At 41.1% G+C, this 21046-nt stretch carries 20 protein-coding genes; 3 read left to right on the top strand and 17 right to left on the bottom strand.

Annotation, left to right across the window (positions count from 1 at the left end; translation table 11 throughout):
• Positions 1 to 7 precede the first annotated feature (7 nt).
• The 10 genes from ASD24_RS02665 to ASD24_RS31380 form a co-directional block, all read right to left on the bottom strand.
• Positions 8 to 1993: a glycoside hydrolase family 127 protein gene (locus tag ASD24_RS02665; protein WP_056691095.1), complete on the bottom strand. Its 1986-nt coding sequence runs from the start codon at positions 1991 to 1993 to the stop codon at positions 8 to 10.
• A gap of 247 nt (positions 1994 to 2240) precedes the next feature.
• The gene (locus ASD24_RS02660; protein WP_268795309.1) at positions 2241 to 2990 is read right to left on the bottom strand and encodes an AraC family transcriptional regulator; all 750 of its coding nucleotides are present in this window, start codon (positions 2988 to 2990) and stop codon (positions 2241 to 2243) included.
• 329 nt (positions 2991 to 3319) lie between these two features.
• Positions 3320 to 5383, bottom strand: a complete 2064-nt coding sequence (locus ASD24_RS02655; RefSeq protein ID WP_056691090.1) for a beta-galactosidase — start codon at positions 5381 to 5383, stop codon at positions 3320 to 3322.
• A 212-nt stretch (positions 5384 to 5595) separates the two neighbouring features.
• Positions 5596 to 6069, bottom strand: a complete 474-nt coding sequence (locus ASD24_RS02650; protein WP_056691087.1) for an Imm26 family immunity protein — start codon at positions 6067 to 6069, stop codon at positions 5596 to 5598.
• 282 nt (positions 6070 to 6351) lie between these two features.
• Positions 6352 to 6537 carry a hypothetical protein gene (locus tag ASD24_RS30865; RefSeq protein ID WP_156395299.1) on the bottom strand — a complete coding sequence of 62 codons (186 nt, stop codon included), beginning with the start codon at positions 6535 to 6537 and terminating at the stop codon, positions 6352 to 6354.
• A 148-nt stretch (positions 6538 to 6685) separates the two neighbouring features.
• Positions 6686 to 7456, bottom strand: a complete 771-nt coding sequence (locus ASD24_RS02645; protein ID WP_235540293.1) for an SDR family oxidoreductase — start codon at positions 7454 to 7456, stop codon at positions 6686 to 6688.
• 380 nt (positions 7457 to 7836) lie between these two features.
• A complete protein-coding gene (locus tag ASD24_RS02640; protein ID WP_235540291.1) occupies positions 7837 to 9822 on the bottom strand; it encodes a methyl-accepting chemotaxis protein in 1986 nt (661 codons plus the stop codon).
• Between the two features lie 245 nt (positions 9823 to 10067).
• The gene (locus ASD24_RS02635) at positions 10068 to 11258 is read right to left on the bottom strand and encodes an MFS transporter (RefSeq protein ID WP_056691084.1); all 1191 of its coding nucleotides are present in this window, start codon (positions 11256 to 11258) and stop codon (positions 10068 to 10070) included.
• Positions 11259 to 11629: 371 nt separating this feature from the next.
• The gene (locus ASD24_RS31385; RefSeq protein WP_327205217.1) at positions 11630 to 12448 is read right to left on the bottom strand and encodes a DUF5605 domain-containing protein; all 819 of its coding nucleotides are present in this window, start codon (positions 12446 to 12448) and stop codon (positions 11630 to 11632) included.
• Positions 12445 to 13113 (bottom strand): DUF5060 domain-containing protein, encoded by a 669-nt coding sequence (locus ASD24_RS31380; RefSeq protein ID WP_327205216.1) that lies wholly within the window; start codon positions 13111 to 13113, stop codon positions 12445 to 12447. Before ASD24_RS31380 ends, ASD24_RS31385 begins: the two co-directional genes overlap by 4 nt.
• 371 nt (positions 13114 to 13484) lie before the next feature.
• On the opposite strand from ASD24_RS31380, the gene ASD24_RS02625 reads away from it, so the two are divergent.
• The gene (locus ASD24_RS02625) at positions 13485 to 14372 is read left to right on the top strand and encodes an SDR family oxidoreductase (protein ID WP_056691082.1); all 888 of its coding nucleotides are present in this window, start codon (positions 13485 to 13487) and stop codon (positions 14370 to 14372) included.
• A 215-nt stretch (positions 14373 to 14587) separates the two neighbouring features.
• Here the strand turns inward: ASD24_RS02625 and ASD24_RS02620 are convergent, their stop codons facing one another.
• A complete protein-coding gene (locus ASD24_RS02620; protein ID WP_056691080.1) occupies positions 14588 to 15076 on the bottom strand; it encodes an NUDIX hydrolase in 489 nt (162 codons plus the stop codon).
• Between the two features lie 196 nt (positions 15077 to 15272).
• Here ASD24_RS02620 and ASD24_RS31485 point away from each other — a divergent pair, with 196 nt between their 5' ends.
• Both ASD24_RS31485 and ASD24_RS02615 read left to right on the top strand, forming a co-directional pair.
• Positions 15273 to 15539, top strand: coding sequence for an SDR family NAD(P)-dependent oxidoreductase (locus ASD24_RS31485; RefSeq protein WP_442952575.1), 267 nt, complete (start codon positions 15273 to 15275; stop codon positions 15537 to 15539).
• Entirely contained in the window at positions 15496 to 16233 is a 738-nt protein-coding gene (locus tag ASD24_RS02615) for an SDR family NAD(P)-dependent oxidoreductase (RefSeq protein ID WP_327205215.1), read from the top strand. The genes ASD24_RS31485 and ASD24_RS02615 overlap by 44 nt, the downstream gene beginning before the upstream one ends.
• A 106-nt stretch (positions 16234 to 16339) precedes the next feature.
• Here the strand turns inward: ASD24_RS02615 and ASD24_RS02610 are convergent, their stop codons facing one another.
• From ASD24_RS02610 to ASD24_RS02585, 6 genes are all read right to left on the bottom strand, one after another.
• Complete coding sequence (locus tag ASD24_RS02610) at positions 16340 to 17071, bottom strand: hypothetical protein (protein ID WP_056691078.1); 732 nt, start codon at positions 17069 to 17071, stop codon at positions 16340 to 16342.
• 53 nt (positions 17072 to 17124) lie between these two features.
• Positions 17125 to 17379, bottom strand: a complete 255-nt coding sequence (locus ASD24_RS02605; RefSeq protein WP_056691075.1) for a DUF3221 domain-containing protein — start codon at positions 17377 to 17379, stop codon at positions 17125 to 17127.
• A gap of 112 nt (positions 17380 to 17491) precedes the next feature.
• On the bottom strand, positions 17492 to 17794 hold the full coding sequence (locus ASD24_RS02600; RefSeq protein WP_235540289.1) for a hypothetical protein: 303 nt from the start codon (positions 17792 to 17794) through the stop codon (positions 17492 to 17494).
• A gap of 333 nt (positions 17795 to 18127) precedes the next feature.
• On the bottom strand, positions 18128 to 18682 hold the full coding sequence (locus ASD24_RS02595) for a hypothetical protein (RefSeq protein WP_056691069.1): 555 nt from the start codon (positions 18680 to 18682) through the stop codon (positions 18128 to 18130).
• Between the two features lie 260 nt (positions 18683 to 18942).
• Positions 18943 to 19575, bottom strand: coding sequence for a copper amine oxidase N-terminal domain-containing protein (locus ASD24_RS02590; RefSeq protein WP_056691066.1), 633 nt, complete (start codon positions 19573 to 19575; stop codon positions 18943 to 18945).
• 196 nt (positions 19576 to 19771) lie between these two features.
• On the bottom strand, positions 19772 to 20704 hold the full coding sequence (locus ASD24_RS02585) for a glycoside hydrolase family 5 protein (protein ID WP_442952579.1): 933 nt from the start codon (positions 20702 to 20704) through the stop codon (positions 19772 to 19774).
• Positions 20705 to 21046: the final 342 nt, after the last annotated feature.

The raw sequence follows: 21046 nt of genomic DNA, 5'->3' as shown, positions 1-21046 counted from the left end.
AGTCCCTTTATTCGCACTCCCGAATCCAAACGCTCATTTCTCCTTCATCCCGGTTGGCCCAAGTAAAGTATGGAATGAAGCGAAGCTCGGCTGGCTGGATATCCCATTGAACATCACTGCGATATAAATGTATTCCCCAGTCTTCATCGGATACCATTCGCCGACCAATAGTTGTAAGTGCCGGAACCCCCAGAGGCATCCGCTCCCCGCTACCAACAGAAAACTGGGCATCCCGAGGCAGCTGAATGCGATGCAATCCGCGGCCATTATCGACTTCTTCGAGACAATACATAAACGGTCCCCGCTGTAAGGCTACTTTACCGAAAGTGGCTCTGATGTGATCGTGCCCTTTCATTCGCAGCAATTCCATAGGGAAGTGAAGCCTGATCTCATCACCGGATTTCCACGTACGGGTCACCTTCATATAACCGGATTCAAGAATAAACCCATCCTGATCTGTGTTCTCCCCATTAATCCACAGCTCGGGATTCACGCACCAGTCCGGTTTTCTCAGAGCTACTGTAAACTCCATTCCCTCCGAGGAGTCAGGTCGAACAATCAGCTTAACTTCTCCGGTGGAGGTATAGTCAGAGTCCATGGTTAGCCATGCTCTTCTATCCTCAAGTGTGAATTCTGCTTCTCCGCCAATGTACAACTGCACATACAACGTAGCTTGTTCCACAACCGGGGTATACACATATTGATCCAATGAGGCAAGTAATCGTGCAATGTTCGGTGGACAGCAGGCACAACCGAACCACCCTTGCCTACGTGTTCTTACATGGGCATAATTAGGATTCAGACGTTGAATCTCCGGATCGACTTCAAGTGGATTTACATAGAAAAAGCGTTGACCATCCAGGGACATTCCACTAATCACCGTATTATATAGGGCTCGCTCCATAACATCCGCGTACCGGCTATCTTGATTCAGCTGCAACATGCGCTTCGCCCAAAAGATCAGGCCAATTGAGGCACAGGTCTCTGCGTAGGCCGTATCTCCCGGTAGATCATAATCGCCTGTAAATGCTTCTTCTTTGGCTGATGAACCAATGCTTCCCGTAATATACATTCGCTTGCTTACAATGTTGCTCCACAACCGTTCACTGGCTTCTCTCAGTGATGTATCTCCCGTCTCAGCAGCTACATCTGTCATAGCTGCACACATGTAAACCAGTCGAACGGCATGGCCTTCTGCTGTTGACTGCTCCCTAACGGGGAGATGGGACTGCGAGTAAGTGTGCCGGTGAACCATGTCCAACTCGCTAAAATGTATGGTACGCCCCCGTTGTTCCCATTCCTCTACAAAAAAATGCGGACTCGCTCCGCGCTGATCCAGAAAATAACAGCTCAATTCAAGATATTTCTTTTCCCGTGTCGTCTCATACAATTTGAAGAGCGCAAGTTCAATCTCCTGATGCCCATCATAACCTGGCAATTGTCCCGGATCAGTACCAAACACAGTGCCTATATGATCCGCCAGGCGAATAACCACATCCAGCAGCATGCGCTTACCCGTGGCATGATAATACGCCACACCTGCCTCAATCATATGTCCTGCACAATATAGTTCATGGCACTCAGCGAGATTCGTCCAGCGCGCCCCAGGTTCACGCAAGGTAAAGTACGTGTTCAGATAACCATCGGGTTGCTGTGCCCGGGCTATGGTCTCAATAACGGAATCCACAAGGACTTCCAGTTCAGGGTCGGGCTTCGCAGAGAGCAGGTATGCCGCTGCCTCAATCCATTTCGCAACATCGCTGTCCTGAAATACCATGCCATAATGAACGCCCTCTTCCTCCCCTGCTGCAATGCGGAAATTCCGAATGGCTCGGCTGGGTTCAGCTCCTTCGATACGGTCATTGAGCGCTTCCCACTGATAAGGAACAACCACACTTCGCACCAGTTCAATATAGTGTGACCAGAATGGATCATTAATTTTATGACTATAGACTGGTGTCTTAGGATGATGTCGGACATCTGGTTTTGTCATGAGAACCTCTCCTTGTTCTACTTAATATCCTTATTTTACAAATCATTACATCAGCGCGAAATCATCATTTACAACTGAAATTTACATAATTACAACCTTCTACGACGGCAGCATATAACCATGATCGGAATCTGGGAATACAAGCATCATTTTCATGTCCTTTCCAACAATTGATATAACAAAAAAGCCGCTAAACTAGCGACTTCAATGGGGTACTTTGCCGTTATTGTACAGAAACTCGGTGCTACTAAACCGTGAATCGATATTTGGCAGGAGTGATTCCATGCTCTCGTTTGAATATACGTACAAAATAGTTTAATTCCATCCCTACCATTGTCGCGATCTCACCTACAGACAACTCTGAATGTTCAGATAAAAGCTCTGCCCCCCTGTGCAATCGAAGGCGTTGCAGGTAGTGACTGGGATTCACGCCATATATCTCTTTGAACTTACGTTGAAAATGTTGCTTGGAATAACCGACCGTATCGGCAATATTAGCAAGGCTTAGATTTTCCATATAATGCTGCTCCATATATTGTACCGAGGCGCGAAGCATCTCTTTCGCGTTTGTAGTGCTTCGATAGTTTTGCATTGGTTTCTCGCATTGAGTCGTTGTAGCGATGGACGTTAACATACTATATATTTTCGTAGAGGCCTTATGATAAGGATCGCTCTCCTCAGGATCACTTACATGCCATAGCTCCCTGATATCTGATTCAAGCTGCTGTATCTTTTGTTCATTCACTGAGATCGGTTTCATCATTGGAAGTTGTAGTGCGTTAACTAGGGACTCAACAAAGCTTCCCTCAATGCCCATATATCCTAATAGCCAGGATTCCGTTGATGATGGGCCATAATCATGAGCGAGTTTGCTTGGCACAAATAAGATATCTCCCCTTCTCATCTTGATATAAGGCATGTTCTCAAAATGAAAGGCACCTGATCCTGCAAAGCAAATCATACATTGAAATGTTGGATAACCAATAGGCCGATGCATCATGTGCTGGTGATGTAATCCGCAGCTATATAATGACAAAGGTAATTCAATCTTGCCTTTATTATGAAAAAGCCTGAATGGTAACATGCTTCTCTTAGATCTCCTTCAAAATGAGACAACAATACGATATTGAAGTACTGTAATCTGGCGGATGTTGTGTTCTAATCTTAGACTCGTTCAATTATACCATTTTTAAATAAAACCAGGATCCTCTCAAATGGAGGTTCCTGGTTTTAAATTCCTGAATTCAAGGTATATGAAGGCTGTTTAATACATTTGCGATATTTTCAAATCTGCTGTATAACATCCCTACTTAGCGGTTCTTACACTCAAAATTCTCGATAGAAATCGTTTCGCATTTCCGATACCGCTAGGTAACATTCTTTACCGGCCAGCAATCTTGCTGGTACTCTCCACACATCTCCGTAGTAATAACTGTCAGCAACGAGTTCTTCATCTGCGTAAATTTGTGCAACATCGCCATAATAATCAATATCTAAGAATCCTTCGGATCCTGTAACGGTGATCTTTTGCCACTTAACTTCTCTATCACCGCCCATATGCAGTTGCTCTGTATGTTTCGGTTCAAATGGAGGCTGTTCTACATCTTCGAACGTAATTGCAGGTGCTGTATAAGATTGCTGAATGGATTTCTGATTAAATGTTACACCATTCCAATGCCAATATTGAAACCCACCGTCTTCCACAGAACGAATTTCGTTATCAGCTTTGTACAGATCACATCCATCGCCCACATAAAGCTCTCCATCCAGTCTGCGCAGATATCGTGCCTGATCCCAGCTCAGGGTAACTACTGTAGTGCCGTTGACCTGAAATGCAGAATCAAGCCCTGCTTGAGCTGTTATATTCTGTCCATCACTGAATTGATATTCGGGTGTAATTCCAGGTATTTGCGCAAAGAAGTAGGTATCTCCTTCTCTGCATAACGGTTGCACAGTGCCATAGTCGAGAACAATACCCGACAACTCCATTTGGAACGGCATGAAGAAACTTACTTCTCCACACACATCAATTGACGGGAATATGACACTGCCTGTATCGATGACAACGTTTCGCACATCCTGAAGCTCAGAAAGCCTTTGATAATGATTAACAAATACATATCCACTCACACCATCTGTCCGCATCACATAACGCAATGATGTAATATCCTCTCTTGAAACTGAATTCTCAGCTTCCACTCTGGTCATCGGTGCAAGTGTCTCCTCAAAGTCCTGTACGAACAAGTGCAGAATATTCAACAGCCTGTACTGCTCTCGAACTTCGCCATACTCCGATAAGGCACACTGAAAATCATATGAAAGAATGGGATAATCATTCGGATAGCCTGTTGCTTTTGATTCCTGAAAAGTCGACAGCTTGCCAATTTTATTGGTTCCGCCATGGTACATATAGTAGCCAATCAGATTGTTACCATCACCGATCTTTACAAGCGATATGCTATAAATATCCATACCTCTAATTCGTGGTCTGCGGTGATGTGTAACCTGAATACCTCCGCCCAATTCGCAAGTTGCAAATGGATATCGTTCATACGGCAATCGCCACTGCCCATCGCCTTCAAGTTCTTGAGGAAGGAGATCGGCTCCTATGCCGGTGTCATTTCTCATGCCCGTAAAGAAATAATGAGGAGATGGCGGAAGTTGATCTAGGTGATCGTCCCATGGAGCATCACAGTATCCTCCGAATACAGGAAACACTTCATCTACTGGTATTCGCGCTCCCTCAACGGCATTCCAACCAGTTACCGTATATATGGGGGCAATCATGCCACAATCCACAGCCATTTCTTTTAGTGTAGCTAGATGCTCAGCATCATTTGTTAACTCATTCTCTAACTGCACAGCAATGATGTTTCCACCATCTTTGTAGAAAAGTCCTTGTACCTGCTTCGAAATATTCTCATAGAAAGTACGCACTTTCTTAAGATATTCTGGATTGTTTTTACGCAGCTTAAATGGTTTTTGGAGCAGCCAATCCGGAAGTCCTCCGTTTCTGCATTCACCGTGTGCCCATGGTCCAATCCTTATGACAGCTTCAAGCCCGGCCTTCTTACATTCCAATATAAAAGCACGAAGATCATTGTCACCTGAGAAGTCGAATACCCCTTCGCTCTCTTCATGGTAGATCCAGAACACATAGCTAGATACAAGCGTAATGCCGCCTGCTTTCATTTTACACAGCTCTTTATACCAATCGTTTCGATTATATCTGGAATAATGAAATTCACCCATGACTGGAATAGAAGGCTTGCCACTACGTGTAATATATAAACTTGTTACATCAATCTTTTCTCCTGCAGGATTTTCCCCGCCAAGATTTAAATGATTTTGTAAAACTTCAGGTTTCTGATATTTTTTGAATGTATACATTAAAGTCTTCCTCTCTTCATTTGAATCATGTCTTATACTGATGTCATTGTAACGTAGAGAAAGATTGATACGTTAGGATTATCATGATGATAAATAGCACAAAATGAACAATTGTATGAAAGTAAGTATGTAAATTGAAATGTCAGTAGGTCATAGTGAAGTTAGAGAACAAAAAAACCTTGAAGGCGATTAGCACATCAAGGTAACTCAAACTAATCTATATAAATTAACTCATTATAATAAGGATCCCATTCTCCTGTTAGAAATTTAGCACGAATCGCGTTTTCTAGGCTAACAGGCGACCAAGGCTCTAATTCAGGAACTTCTTCAATCTCCGAAGCAAGGGGATCATCATTCACAATATCACCCTTATGATCTACCAGGATATACCCATCTTCAGTTTCTACTTTGTACAAAGGATATGTCATGCTTGGTATTGGCCCATTTCCAACCACACTCCAGAAGCCATCTTCAATTCTAGAGTTTACAGTCTGTATTAAGAAAATGATTGGGTTTGACGTGATTTCACTGATCGCTGGGTGTTCTGTTGCTACTAAGTCATATACGATCATACAATCTGATGTTCTTCCTTCAGAAATAACTTGTCCATAACAAGAACGATCTTGATCAAGCTTTATTGCGAAGATATCTCCTATTTTCACCTTAATTCTTTTCTTTCTTGCCATGCTACTCATATCTCATGCCTCGATTCCTTTGCTACCGTCAAATATGCCCAATCTTCTCCATGCTTGCTTCTATACTTAATTCCGTACTCCCACGTTGACTAACGTTCTTGTTCATTGTAGATCACTCCTCCTAACAAGAAAGCAACAACCATACATTCAAGCCAAGGTTACTATAAAGTGGAACTCATCGTCAATCAAGTCACGTGAGCAATACTCTCCATGTAACACGGGTTCAATTATTGTTTAAGATTATTTAAGAAGGGTAACGATTTAACGATGATATTAATCCAAGAGTGCAGATTCGAAACCTTTGGCGGTGTGGCTATACTCTCGATTTTTATGAGTAATCAGGCTGTGAGTAAAGCTCATTTTGGGTGCGAAGGGGAAAAACTGCAGTGTACCCGTCTCTAGTTCATTCAGAATGTCCTGATGTGTCCCATGTTCAATGCGTAAATTTACATCTGGCATGTTTGGCTAATGAAAATTTGTCTGTCATTTATTAAAAATAGGATGAGCAAGTTAACAAAAAATTGCTCATCCTATTTTCCGTTATTTTCTAATGTTGAATCTAGATTATCTTATCAAACACACAATAATTTCTTTCGGTTAATTTATATTATTGAACCGTATATCCACCATCAACGGATATAGCCTGACCAATGACATAGCTTGCGGAAGAAGAGCATAACCAAAGGACAACGGAAGCTACTTCCTCTGGTTTCGCTAAACGACCAATGGGGACTTGTTTCATTAATTCATCCATGGCATCACTTTCCGTGGCTAACATATTTTCTACCATTGGCGTTTCAATGATCCCAGGACAAACTGCATTAATCCGAATTCCTTTTGAAGCGTACTCTAAAGCAGTACTTTTCGTTAATCCCAATACGCCGTGTTTAGATGCATGGTATACAGAACGTTCGGGAACACCTATTAATCCACCCATTGAAGAACAATTAACGATCGCGCCTTCTGTCCCTTGCTTTCTTAACTGTAACAACTCATGCTTCATACAAAGCCAAATTCCCTTCGTATTAACGTTCATAACATCATCGTAAACGTCTTCTTTCAAATCAACCGTATCTGTCGCAGCATTTTGAATACCAGCATTGTTATAGGCATAATCTAGTTTTCCAAATGTAGCTACCGTTTTCTCCACCATGGATTCAACAGATCTCTCATTCGAAACATCACATTGGATGGATATCGCCTGATAACCTGCGTTGATCAAGTCTTGTGCTTCTTGTTTAGGTTCATTTATATCCACTAAAGCTACGCTAGCACCTTCTTTAGCAAATAATTGTGCGGTTGCCAGTCCGATACCACCTTTTGCTCCAGTTACAATTACCACTTTATCTTTCATAGATACTGTCATTGTTGCTTTCATGAAAATTCCTCCTAATAATAAATTGAACTGTAATTGTTTAATCAACTCATGTTAATTATTTTAAACAAGATCTGTTTTCTTTCAATAGTCAATAATTCAAGATCTGTGCGTTTCTCAACAGCCCATCCATAATTGCCGATTATCTCGAAAAAAGCGAACTTAGATATGAGCAAAGCAATCGGTACAGCTTCTTATCGTTGTGTTGGGACAAGAACTTACGTATATATAGCAAAAAAAAGTCGCTAGATTAATAGCGACTTTTACCGATCAACTCTTTTTAAAATCCCTCTTAGAGAGTCAAAAAGTATTCCATAATTTTAATTTTCAGCAGAATAAACTATCTCATAGACTTTGCACCGTTGTATGTTATCTCGTACCATCTACACAGTAAAACGTTGAACCAACTTTTGCATATCTTCGGCCATTTTGGCGAGTTTTACTGAGGATGAAGAGATCTCTTCCATCGCCGCCATTTGCTCTTGAGCTGCTGCAGATGTAGTCTGCGCACCACTAGCCGAAACTTTAGATATGTTAGCCATCTCGGCAACTGTAGCAGAAACTTGTTCTGTGCTTGCCGATAACTGCTCTGATACAGCGGATATGTCCTGAATTTGACCGACAATGTGGGAAGTAAACTGTTCAATATTCGATATGGTAACCGAAGCTTCTTGGCTTACGCGCATGCCTTCACCAACTTGATCACGAACCTTTTTGTTCATTAATGAAGTTGATCTATCGATTAGATCAAACATTTTACCAATCGTTTCCCCAATTTCGTCTGCACTTTGTTTGGATTGCAGCGAAAGTTGGCGAACTTCACCTGCAACGACAGCAAATCCTTTACCATGCTCTCCTGCTCTCGCTGCTTCAATCGATGCATTTAGAGACAGCAGATTCGTTTGCCGAGAAATATCAGCGATGGCTTCATTCATTCGATTCGCTTCAGTCGAGAGCGTAGACAGCTCGTTAATCAATGCTGATGTTTCTGTGACAGCTTCAAGAATCTGTTCCATCTGTTCTCGAACACTGGTTATGGTTGTACCACCAAGCACGACAGCTCGCTCTGTTTCCTCTGCTGAATAAACAATTGCGCCTGCAGACTCAGCAATTGTGCTGATCCCTCGAGCCATTTCTTCAACTGCATTTGCGGCTTGTTCAGCATTTTCGGCTCCGATTACAGCCGTTTCCGCCGTTTGTTGTACTGTCTCAGTAACATGTTGAACAGATAATGTGGTTTGTTCTGTGCTCTCTTGTATCATTTGCGAAGAATTGTTCAGCATAGATGATGTCTGATTTAGTTCACCGACAACCGATTGTAATGTAATGGTCATTTGGTCAAAATCATCTGCCAATAGCCCAAATTCGTCCTTGTTTGTGAGTCCCACTCGCGCAGACAGATTTCCATCTCTGACATTGCGGGTAGCTGTGCGCAGCTTTTGCATTGGCACCATAAATGATCTTAGAATAACAAATATAATCAAACCTGCTATAAGAACAGAAATGCTAATGACAATATAGCTTGTAACCATAATCGGTTTTGCTGCTGCTATAAAATCTTCATGCCCCATTAAAGCAATGACATTCCAACCAGTTAAAGCATTGACGCCAGTATAGACTTCCAAGTCATACGCAAGGTCAGTCCTGACAAAGTGGGAAAATGCCATAGGCTCATCATCGCTTAAAGCGGAATTGGGCTGGAGCGGAATTCCACCAACAAGTTCTCCGCCAAGCTCGCCGCCTCCACCTTGCGTGATCGCACCTGCCCAAGCTGCGATCGTTCGATTGGAGTCCACGACAACCACGCTTCCGTTTCCGCCAACATTCACGATGGATAACTCTTTTGCGAGAACATCCAAGTCGAGTCTAATACTAGCTACACCTTCTCCTTCTCTAAGAGATTTAGATATGTCTACAACAATTTTACCGGTTAGTTCATCCTTCATGATGTTAGAAAAGTAAAACTTCCCATCATTGCTTTTTCCATTGTTGTACCACTCGTTCTGACGAGGATCATAAGTCGAATCAGAAATTTCTGGGGCAGCTATATATTCCCCTTGTTCGTTTGCAATTGTTATAGAAATAATATCAGGATATGTAGAGGTTAATCGATCCAACTCGGTATGAATTATATCTGCGCTCTCCGTAAGTGAGGTAGGTTCAATCATTGTATCTATAAAATGTAATAGTTCTGCTTTTCCACCTACGATGTTATCAATGTTCTGCCCTGTCATGGTTAGTATGGTGTTAATCGGCTCTGTCATTTTCTGCTGAACTTGGTCTTTAGCACTTTGATATGAATAATATCCAATCAGCGCAGTTGGAATAATGAGAACACTAAGAAATGCTACAATCAGTTTAGTACTCATTTTGTGGAAAATGCTAAGTCCTTTCTTGATAGGTAATAATCTTTTGCTTTTTTCCTTCAAGTGTATCATCCTCTTTCTCTTTCTATTATGCTTGCTTTGCATTCAAGTCAATAAACGCAAAAAAACCCATATATACACACACTCAAAGAAACTTTGAGCATGTATATACATAGGTTTTGCCTGAAAATTCAGTAACAAGCCTTATTTGATCTGTATTATATCATAAATATGGAGTAAATGGGCTTTTATTCTGGGACTATCGGTCTAGCCGATCGGGTCAATGTCCCTGAGATCATCACACCAATCAATACCGCAATCATGGCATTCAGCAACCCATAATGCTCTCCCAAAAAACCTAAAGCAGGCGGTCCTACCAATGATGCGATGTAACCGGAAGTAGCTACTGCACCGACTCTAGCTGCTGCGCCCTGTGGATCATCACCGGCTGCGGACAAACCAACGGGGAAACCTAAGGAAGCACCCAGCCCCCATAGAAAAACTCCAGCAGAAGCAAGTAGATAATGTTGACCCCATATTACAAGAACCAAGCCGCAGATTGCTGAGATCGCACACCCCATTAAGACACGAACTCTTCCATACCGGTCTAAGACCCAGCCACCCGAGAATCGCCCAAGGGTCATGGCTCCTACAAAAATGCCGTAGACAATTGAGCTCGTTAATGAGTTAACCCCATATCCATCCACCATAATTAACGGTAACCAGTCATTTGCCGATCCTTCAGCAAACGCCATACCTAAAACCATAATACCTATTAATAAGGTTCGTTTTTCCGTCCAAACTTGTAGCGGCTTCTTGGGCGCAGTTCCCCTATTATCAATACTTGGGACAATTTCTTTACCTGTTGCCTTCGGAAGATAGCGGAAAGAGCTCAATAGCGCTATTGAAATGAACAGAGCTAAGATTAAAAAATGAATCAGAATAGGAAGCCTTATCGCCTCTGCTCCAACCCCGATTGCAGCTCCAGCCAGTGTACCTACACTGAAGAAGCCATGAAAGGCAGGCAAAAGAACTTTGCCCATTGCTTTTTCCACCGCAGAGCCTTCCATATTTAATCCTACCTCGGCAGCACCAAAGCCAGCTCCAAATACGAATAGTCCAATCATTACAATGGCCAATGTCTTCGCTGCTGCTCCTACGCCTATAGCAATAAATCCACATACAATCATGATAGAACTTACGATAATAACGAGTCGTGCACCTTTTCGGATGATCACCGATCCCGCAGTAAGTAACCCTGTAAGTGAACCTATCGCTAAAGCAAAAATGATCATTCCCATTCCCGACGTAGATACATTCAACTGATCTCGCACGGCTGGTGTTCGTGCCACCCATGAAGCAAAGGCTAGACCGGGTAGTGCAAACAATAAGAATAAGATGTTTCGTAGCATTCGATTCTGATCATATACCGTTGTCATATGTACTTGGTCTCACCTCTTTCTCTTTCACCAGTTTGGTGAATTCCATACTTTTAAATCACTCTTTTAATAAGTATTTTAATAAGTAATAATTTATATGAGATTAATGTAAAAGTCTACTTCTTTTTAGTCGCAGGTCAAAACTAAACTGGTATTCAGTACGAGATCTGTTCCGCTTTTTTTGAGCTATTAAAAAGTTAAACCCGCTAAACTAGCGATTCTCAATATAAGTATGCTGCTATCTTTTCCACCTTATTTACTAGCAAAAAAAGCTAATACGGTCTTATCAACCGCATTAGCTCTTGGATTTAACCTAGAAATGGAATCGTTCGCTTAGGAGTCACTAGATGCCTTCTTCCTGTCTTACTTGCTTACTCTACAACTGGTTGAACAGCACTTAAGCGCAACGCAAAGTAAGGTCGGCTAGGCAAAGGAATTCGGCTCTTTCCTCGGTACGTCTCCATCAGCCTTGTAAACACCATCCCCTGCGTGTCGATCCATTCAGCAACAAATTCTCGGTCTTCCGGTAGGTCTACTTCTCGGTATCCTGGCTGGTGTTGACCATAATAATGTAAGTAATATTCACCCTCTACCCCCATTACTGGTACGTCGCGGAGCGGAATGGGCATAGTGTCAGTTGGCATTTGCTCCGCCACTTGACGAAGAAAACGGATGTGTTCATGACTTCGTCCGTATAACGTTCCGCCTTTGGCCCACCAGATCTCATCTTCTGGATGCAAGAAAGTCTCACCATGACTGGCATAACCACCTCGTGCAAAACTTTCCCATATCCGGTGCGTCATTTCTTCCGCACTAAGATTGCCCCATCGCTGCTGCAGGTTCCCTTCGTATCCACATTCATCGACGATCACAGGTTTCCCATATTGAGCTCTCCATGAAGTGACTAACGTGACGTCCCAGTGCTGAATGCTGCAATGTGTAATTTCCGGACGGCTATGATCATACATAACTATACTTTCTGGGATATACATGGCTGTACCGTTATGAATGGATAGCAGATGTGCATACGGATCTTCCTCTGCAGCGAGACTAATCAACCTATCCCAATCTGACATCGCTTTTTCACTCATAAAATCATATTCATTCGCCATTGACCACCAGACATTCCGGTAAGCCGCCAACCGTGCAATTGCGTATTGAAGATAACGATTATCTTCCTGGGCATTCATACGATCGAAGCCCCATCGTCCCTATCGTATGGGTGAAACAAAATCAGATCCGCTTCAATCTGCAGCTCAAGCAATGCTTCGATACAGTTCTCAACGTGCTCCCAGTAAACGGGGTTGAAGCGAGTATAATCAAAGCCCTTTTCGGAAGAGCCGACAAATGGAAAAAACGTAGGTTCCTCCGCGTTAAATGAGTAATTTTTCGGAAATAAGCACATGCGAATTTTATTAAATGCCCCTTCGGCAAGAGTGTTCAGCGTTGCCGTACGTAATGCCTCTGATTGATATATCCATGCATAAGCAGTTGTACCAAACGGATAGAATGGTGTGCCATCCGCATAAGCAAAACGATTTTCATCCAGGGTTCCGACCGGTCCGTGAACCGAAGCTGCTGCCGGTATACATGTAAAACTTCCTTGCAACCCATTCAACTCGGGAAGATTACTAAACGTCTCATATGTCCAGTCCCCAATGTCAGATGGCAAGAATCTGACCACATACTCCCCGTTTCCAGCATAAAAACCGGAAACCTTCTGTTCAATCTTGTCATGACGAAAAATGACCGTCCAATCGGTATCCAGATAAGGATTACCTTCAGTTGAGCCAGACAACTGAAGTTCAAACCGTGCCCATTGGGGCACAGGTTCATGAAGCATCGCGTTTTGCATAACGAACCCTCCACCTTTCCTTATGGCATTCCAGAATTGTAAACGCATTCAATTTACTCAACCATATTTTAGCACTATTTTATATTAAGTTCAGCATTTTTCACTTAACTACTAGGTGAATATCGCAATTTATTTTTATGTACGGATACTCCCCGTCCTAATCGTTACTCCTGAATTAATGATTCCTACGTTAATATGAGCCTCTGGACTCACGATCCCTCTCATCACATAATTATCACTTCTTGGTTACTATATAACCAAAAAGTACGTACTATTTTTAAAGTAAACCATAGTACATAATGAGCCTAGTGATCATGAACAAAAGCAAAGCCGTTTCTCAATAAAACGATCAAAGCAAAGGGGTTATTACGATGGGGAAAATTCTTATTACTGGAGCAACAGGTAATCTCGGCAGCAGGACACTAGAGCTTCTTCTTACTAAAGTGCCATTCAATCAGGTCGCTGTATTGGTACGTAATACCGAGTCCGAACAAATCAAAAGGTATGTTAAAGAAGGTGTAGAAGCTCATCAGGGCGATTATTTGGATTATAACTCCCTTCTGCAAGCGTTTAATGGTGTTGAAAAAGTGATGCTGATTTCCGCGCAAGCATTTACTGACCGCAATACACAACATTTCAATGTCATCGCAGCTGCCAAACAGGCTGGTGTGAAACAAGTGATCTTCACGTCGATCATACGAAAAGAAAATTCAAATCTTATCATTCCTGAAGTCACGATGTCAGATATATTTGCAGAACAAGCGCTTAAAGCATCCGGATTAGCCTATACGATTCTACGGAATCCACCGTATCTTGAAGTCATGCATTCGTATTATGGAGATCCACTTAAAGTCGGCGTAAAAGTACCAGAGGGGTTGGGTAAAGTAGCCGCTGCATCTCTGGATGATTTGGCTGCAGCCAACGTAGCTATTCTCACTCAGGACGGTCATGAAAATAAATCATATACGCTAAGTGGCAGCGAAGGAAGCTCATTTGCGGACATTGCTGAAGCACTCTCTGAGATTCATGGGATACACATCCCTTATGAAGCAATTAGCGAAACAGAATATTCAGACACGATGGTAGCGAATGGATTACCTGTCCCTATGACCGACTTCTTATTAGGTTGGGTGCGAGCGATCAACACTGGGGAATTCTCGGAAACATCTGGGGATCTTGAACGTCTAATTGGCCAAAAACCAATGACATATAAGGATTTCTTGAAAAATAAATTTCCGTTTTCTAAAGTAGAAAATTAAAAATTAAAAGCTAGCATGTTTTCCAACATACGCTACCCAATGAGCTGCTGTAGTATTGGCCAGTCGAGAATGACTGTATTCTCACTGGCTCTTTTTATGTAGTAGAGAGTGCCTGCCGTTAATTCTTCATAAATAGCCGATCATGCTGATCGGCTGTTACTCTTGTCGTCATAAAGTTACAGTTCACGATAGTTTTATATGCGTTCCTCATCAAGTTAAACATTCCGTTGAAGCTTCACATTAAATTCTGTCATTGACGAAGTGACATACTCCATATAACTCACAGACCCGTTAAAGTTTAGATAGGCTTCATAACGCATACGGATTCCAGGTAAAGTAATCAAGTCCAGCACATTTTCCTTTGGAACCCATCTACATTCGCTCGTTTCATCAGACGTAGTTAACGCTCCACCTGTAGCTTGACAGACGAAATCAAACATGACCTTCGTAGGAACATCAGTCACGCCGTCATACCACTTATGGATTGCTGTATTCGAAACAACACTAATTAAATGACTGACCGTGGCTTCTATTCCACTTTCCTCTTTGATTTCACGAATGACTCCATCAATCAGATTTTCTCCAACTTCAGTTATACCCCCAGGATACACCCATCCATCATCATGAGCTTTTACTAAAAGGATATTTCCGTCTCCATCTTCTACAATTCCACCTGCTGATACGATATGTGTCGGGAAAGCCATTGTACAACCTCCAAATATGATGAATTTGTATAATTATTCCACACAGTTCCCGTACTTTCCTTTTTGGATGGGTAAAAGATCATTTAACTAACTAAATATATCTGCAATGAAGAAAAGCACTTTGTGTTTTCCTTGACCTATAGTTGACTCTAGTATGTATAATGTTAAACCAAATGAACAATAAGGAGCTCTGAATATGACATCAAACCAAAATTACAATATTACTCCGCAGAAGCCCCTTTCTAGTGGCTTCGATAAACATTCGACGGCCAAAGATATACTGAAAGGAATCGACCTCAGCAATAAAATTTGCATAGTAACTGGCGGGTACTCGGGAATCGGACTTGAGACCACTCGTGCGTTAGCGGAAGCCGGTGCAACAGTCGTAGTACCAGCTCGTTCTATGGACAAAGCACGCGATGCCTTATTGGATATTCCCACGTGTGGAATTGGCAGAGCTTGACCTGATCAATCTGGAGTCTATTGATACGTTTGCAGAGCGCTTCCTGGATACAGGACGCCAGATTGATATTCTGATTAACAATGCGGGGATCATGGTTCCTCCATTAACACGGGATTCCCGTGGATATGAATCTCAATTTGCCACAAACCATCTGGGGCATTTCCAGTTAACAGCACGCTTATGGCCAGCATTGATAAAAGCAGGTAACGCTAGAGTCGTATCTGTATCCTCTTCAGGAATCGTATTGGGTGGCGTGGAGTTCGATGACCCGAACTATGAGCATCACCCCTATGATAAGTGGAAAGCTTACGGGCAATCCAAATCAGCTAATGCTCTCTTTGCAGTTTCATTAGACCGATTAGGTTATAGTCACGGTATCCGTGCGTTCTCAGTCCATCCTGGCGCAATCTATACAGATCTGTCCCGGTTCTTGTCCGAAGAAGAGCTCGGAGGATTGGATTTTGGAAATGATCTCAAAACAGAAGCTCAAGGTGCAGCGACAAGTGTGTGGTGTGCAACCAGCTCTATTCTGAATGATATGGGCGGAGTATATTGCTTGGATGTGGATATTGCTCAAGCGGTGTCTACACCAGAAGAAATGCCAGGTGTTTTGCCCTGGGCCATAGATCCTGAAGCTGCAGACCGACTGGGGAAACTTAGTGAACAATTGACTGGCGTAAAGTTTGGCGAATAAATTAGTGGACAACCTTTTGCATCAGGATGTAATTGCAGGTATGGGAAGTTAGATACTGATTACCTTTTTGCTTAAGAAGGCTTCACTAGTTGATTAATATATAAAGTTACTTTATGGCTACTACAAATTTTTCATTACCTTTTTTATTAATCAAAGCCACTTCATAATCGGATTCCCATGCAAGTTCACCTAAATGTCTAGCATAGGCAAATTCATCTGGCTGATCTGATTTTACCTTCTCTAAAAGCACTTGCGTACCATCTCGATGTGAAATAGCTATGTATATATCCATCGTTTTCACGTTATGCTGGCATATCACTGTAGCATTGCACTTCTTATTCGGGCTTTTTATGGCTTTTTTCCAAGTCCATTCGTTTAAGTATCCTAACTCTTCAATTTTTAGAGCTGTCTCCTTAAATGGTTCGACTCGCCAATTATGACATACAGCAATTTTCTCGATTCCGCTCATTAGCAGTTGAAGCGTAGTCTTTTTCTTCTCCAACTCACTCTTTGCACTAAATTCACTTAAATTAAATTGAATTGGCACCGACCATACGCCTGAATCGTTGATAATTCTTTTGTCTGAAGAGTCTTCTACACATTCTATAAGGACTTTCCAACAATCGTTCGTTTGGTATCTCCCGAATAAACGTTCATACATCGCTGTAATACAACGCGTTTCTAAGCTAAATGAACGTCTTTTCCATTTCCAATTCAATTCATAATCTAGTTTCGTTGCTTCGTTGTAATCACATTTTTGTGTTCTCATTACAGATTCAATAATTTCATCATTAATAGTATATGGTAAGTCTAGGTCAAATTCCTTTAAAATTCTCATTGTAACTGCACCTCAGCATTTGAATTACATGATTATAGCCCTATCCATCTTCCCTAGTATTCAATCTTAACTTTATCAGCTAGAGCTTGTGGGGGTGATGATTGGGCTATTAGATTTTTAATCCATACTTCAACTTTTTTATTTTGAAATGACTTCTCAAACTTAGTCTTAGCTACGCCAGCGACAATTATTTCACTATCCTGATCTTGACTAATCCAAATTAGGTTTGATGCTGAGTCATCTGCGTTATTTTGTTCGATTAATATTAGTACCAAAACGAATGTAAGTCCACTCACTAATTTGGCCATATCCATCATCCTCCTCTTCCAATATTAAATCCAGCATTACAGTGCGGATTTCTTAACTCTTCTTAAATCTTCTTAGCACCAGTCAACATTTTAGTTGTTAGCACAGCAAGTACTAACCTTTATTACTTTCATTAGTCTTTTTGTGTTGTCTGTACCGCATAATGGCAAATGGTAGATTAATTATTCCCGCAATAAAAGGAGACACAATAGATATCCATTGAGGTATGGTAGGATAAATAGGATTTCCATCTCCAACAGGTCCTACCTTGGGTTGGCTGCTGTCCCACAAACCATATAAGAGACCAATAGGGGGCAGTAATATGCAAAATAGACTCGCAACGATATGTAAGACATATTTGTTCATTCCTAATCCTCCATTCAATGTATTCACATTTGCATCTATTAAATTATACATTATTTAGAAGTTGGAATTACACTACTTTGGATTAAGCACATTTCATGTCCAATTGAAATGTAACAAAAAAAGCCGCTAACTTAGCGACTTTGATAAGAACAGGTAATTGCTCTTGAACGTCTTGTATTCAATATGTTTTAGATACACATTTCCTCGGAAAATCCTCGGAACGAAGTACCTCCCAAAAAGTTTCCTCATGGGCTTTAACATGGACAAAACCTTTTTCAAATTGACAAACATCAGGATGGAATATACTAACTACCGCCAATGGGTCATGGAAGGTCAACTTGTTTGAACTTTTCAGCCACGAGTAACCAAAAACAATGCTTAAATTCAATCCTTCAATGTCTTATCTGATTGTCTAAAGATAAAATGATCATCAGGATTCCAGACGTGCAGATGATCAGCGCAGTATCCACGTAGCCATAATACGCCATCCATTTTTCTAAGATAGAATCCTTTTGGAAAACCCTCGTCATCAGTTAGAATCTCCGATGCAATCGTGACGGAACCCACTGGAGCTCTATGTTGTTGCACAGGTTTTCCCGAATAACCCTCAGGCTGATCCAGATACACTAGTCTTAGGTAAGGTCCTAATTCTAGCGGACACAATTCCAAATCTAGTTCAATCGCTTTCGCAAAGATTCGACTCGTAGTAGCTCCATCTGGAAAACCAAGTTCACCAACGGTTAGTTCTACGATCTCCACACTATACTTCGTTTCGGATGTTCTAAATTTATCATCAGCTAATAGCTTCTTTCCTAATTCATTCATTAAGATAGTATTTTGCTGTAACTTCTGGATAAGTTGCGTTCTCGTAAGTCCTCCAACCTCTACAGTTCGCTTTAGTCTTTCACCATTGAAGGATTTTTCATTTTCAATACGCATTCTTAATCACTCCTAACAAATTGGGTTAGGCTCAAAACAATATAATAGACTGAATTTACATATTCCAGAATTCTAAGTACATTTCCTCTTTAATTGAACTCCGTTTTTGAACAAAATCTGCTCCGATGCTTTAAACTCTTTTTTTTTCGATAAAAACAAGCATCATTTTCATTTGTAGCTTCATCATATAACCTAAATTTTCTTGAGATTATAACAGTGAATTGATATACAAAAAGGAGAGCCTCTGCCCTCCTCTTCATTTATATCTCAATATTTAATGTGTTTTTGCTACCATTCAATTGCAGAGTGGCGCCTAATCCTTTAATCGATTGTACTGGAATATACGTAACCCCGTTAATCACTTTTGGAGCTGTGCTTAATGTAGAAGCCTTTCCGTTGTAAAATACGGTTTTACTCCCCATGGTCAAAGTTACCTTGAATTTATCTTTTGTTAGACCTATCGTTGCAGTATCTTGATCGTATGTAAATGTTGCATCTAATGCATCGGCAATGTCTCGTAAGGGAAGCAAGTTACTCCCTTGATATTGAACAGGTTTGTTAGTAAAATCTACTTTTTTATCATTCACATATACTTTTAGTGAAGATTCCGTATATTGCGGTTTAGTTTCTTTGGGTTTTGCTGGGGTTGTTTTTTTGGAAGATGATGATGAAGAAGATGATGAAGAAGAACTACCTGATGACTTGCTACTTGAAGAAGAACTACCACCATTATGATAATGATACTCTCCGTACTCTAATCCCCATTTGGCACAATTTGTCCAACACGTATGACCGCCATTAGAATCTGTTCTCCCCGGATGAGCAAGCACACTTGTTGCACTGGATAGAAGAAACAGAGATAACACGGAAGTTACAAGTACCTTTTTGTTCATATCTAGCACTCCCTTACTGGTTCTATTTTCCTATGTATCATAACATACAATATAGGTACCTACTAGATTTATAATTAACAATGGATAAATGCTCTCTTCCTTTATATTGGACTCAAAATTGTAGCGATAAATTAAGAAAAGCCGCTAACTAGATTAGCGACTTTCAATGTAATTATATTTTTGTTCCTCATTACTATTAAAAAATACCTGCTTTAACTGAAGTGTTCTTGATCCCATACGTGTCATTCACTACAGTGTTTCCGAAGCTGGTCAAGCTTCCGTTAGGACCAGTGGCCATATCTAGATATTGCAGCCCTGAGCCATTACCGTACCAGGACCAAGCCAGCCAGCCTACCCCTTTTTCCTGACCATATTTCATAATCGCATATTCATCAACGTCTCCATTAGTGTGGTATCCACCGAACTCACCAATAATTAAGGCTAACCCTTTGTTCAGAACGTTTTCCATATTAGCTTTTACCGTAGCAGCATCTTTGCCAGCATACTCGTACATATGAATGGAGAAAACCGTGTTTTTCTGAGTGTCAGCCGCGAAGACGCTTTGTCCATAATCTACAATCGATTGTGGATATTGTCCCCAGCCAGCTGCGTCAATAATGAGTGTGTTTTTAATTCCCGCATTTCTCAATTTCGGAATAGCTTTCTTATACCCATCTGCCCACGCACTTCCATTCCATGTTCCGTACCACTCATTAGCAATATTTACAATGACACGATCTTCTTTGCCAATCAGTGCTTCCTTAATGCTAATCCAGTAGTTAACCGCAGCATCTAATGAATTATAATCGTCTTTGCCTGTTGCATCATGCACTTCAAGGATAGCAATCATTTTGTTCGCATTCACAATATTGATGATATTTTTAACGGAATTTAAATCGTCTTTCGTATATTGCGTACCGTTGGATAAAACAATACGAACTGTATTTGCACCCGTTTTTGCAATGGCAGGAATAGCGGTGTTCAGATCATCCTTATACCACGAATGTCCATGGTTAATACCACGCATGTAAAAAGGCTTACCTGTAGAATCATACAACTTACCACCACTGACATAAAAACCACTAGCAGCTGATACTTGAGGTGCTGTACTTCCCAATACCGCTAACATAAGAGCAGCAATTACAGTGAAGATCGTACATTTCTTCCATTTGACCATGCGTTTATCCTCCTAAAATTTGTTTATCTCAATTAACAGACTCTAATAAGAATTTGTTAATTAAAATCCTAGAGACACGCCAAGCTTTCATTCAAAACTCTTGCAACCTTTAACTCTCAACTGTAACTTAACATTATTGAAAATTTACCATTTAATATAACAACTATTTACCTTATCGATTAGTTAACAATAGTTATAATAAATTGAAAACGCTTACTAGTCAACTTTTTTCTATTTATATCCATAATAGAATCCGCAACAATAGTTAGCGTTACTTTTACATTTCAAAGGAAC

Origin of the sequence: Paenibacillus sp. Root52 (assembly GCF_001426865.1) — a bacterium.
Lineage (GTDB): Bacteria > Bacillota > Bacilli > Paenibacillales > Paenibacillaceae > Paenibacillus.
This window is presented reverse-complemented; position numbering and strand designations above follow the sequence as displayed.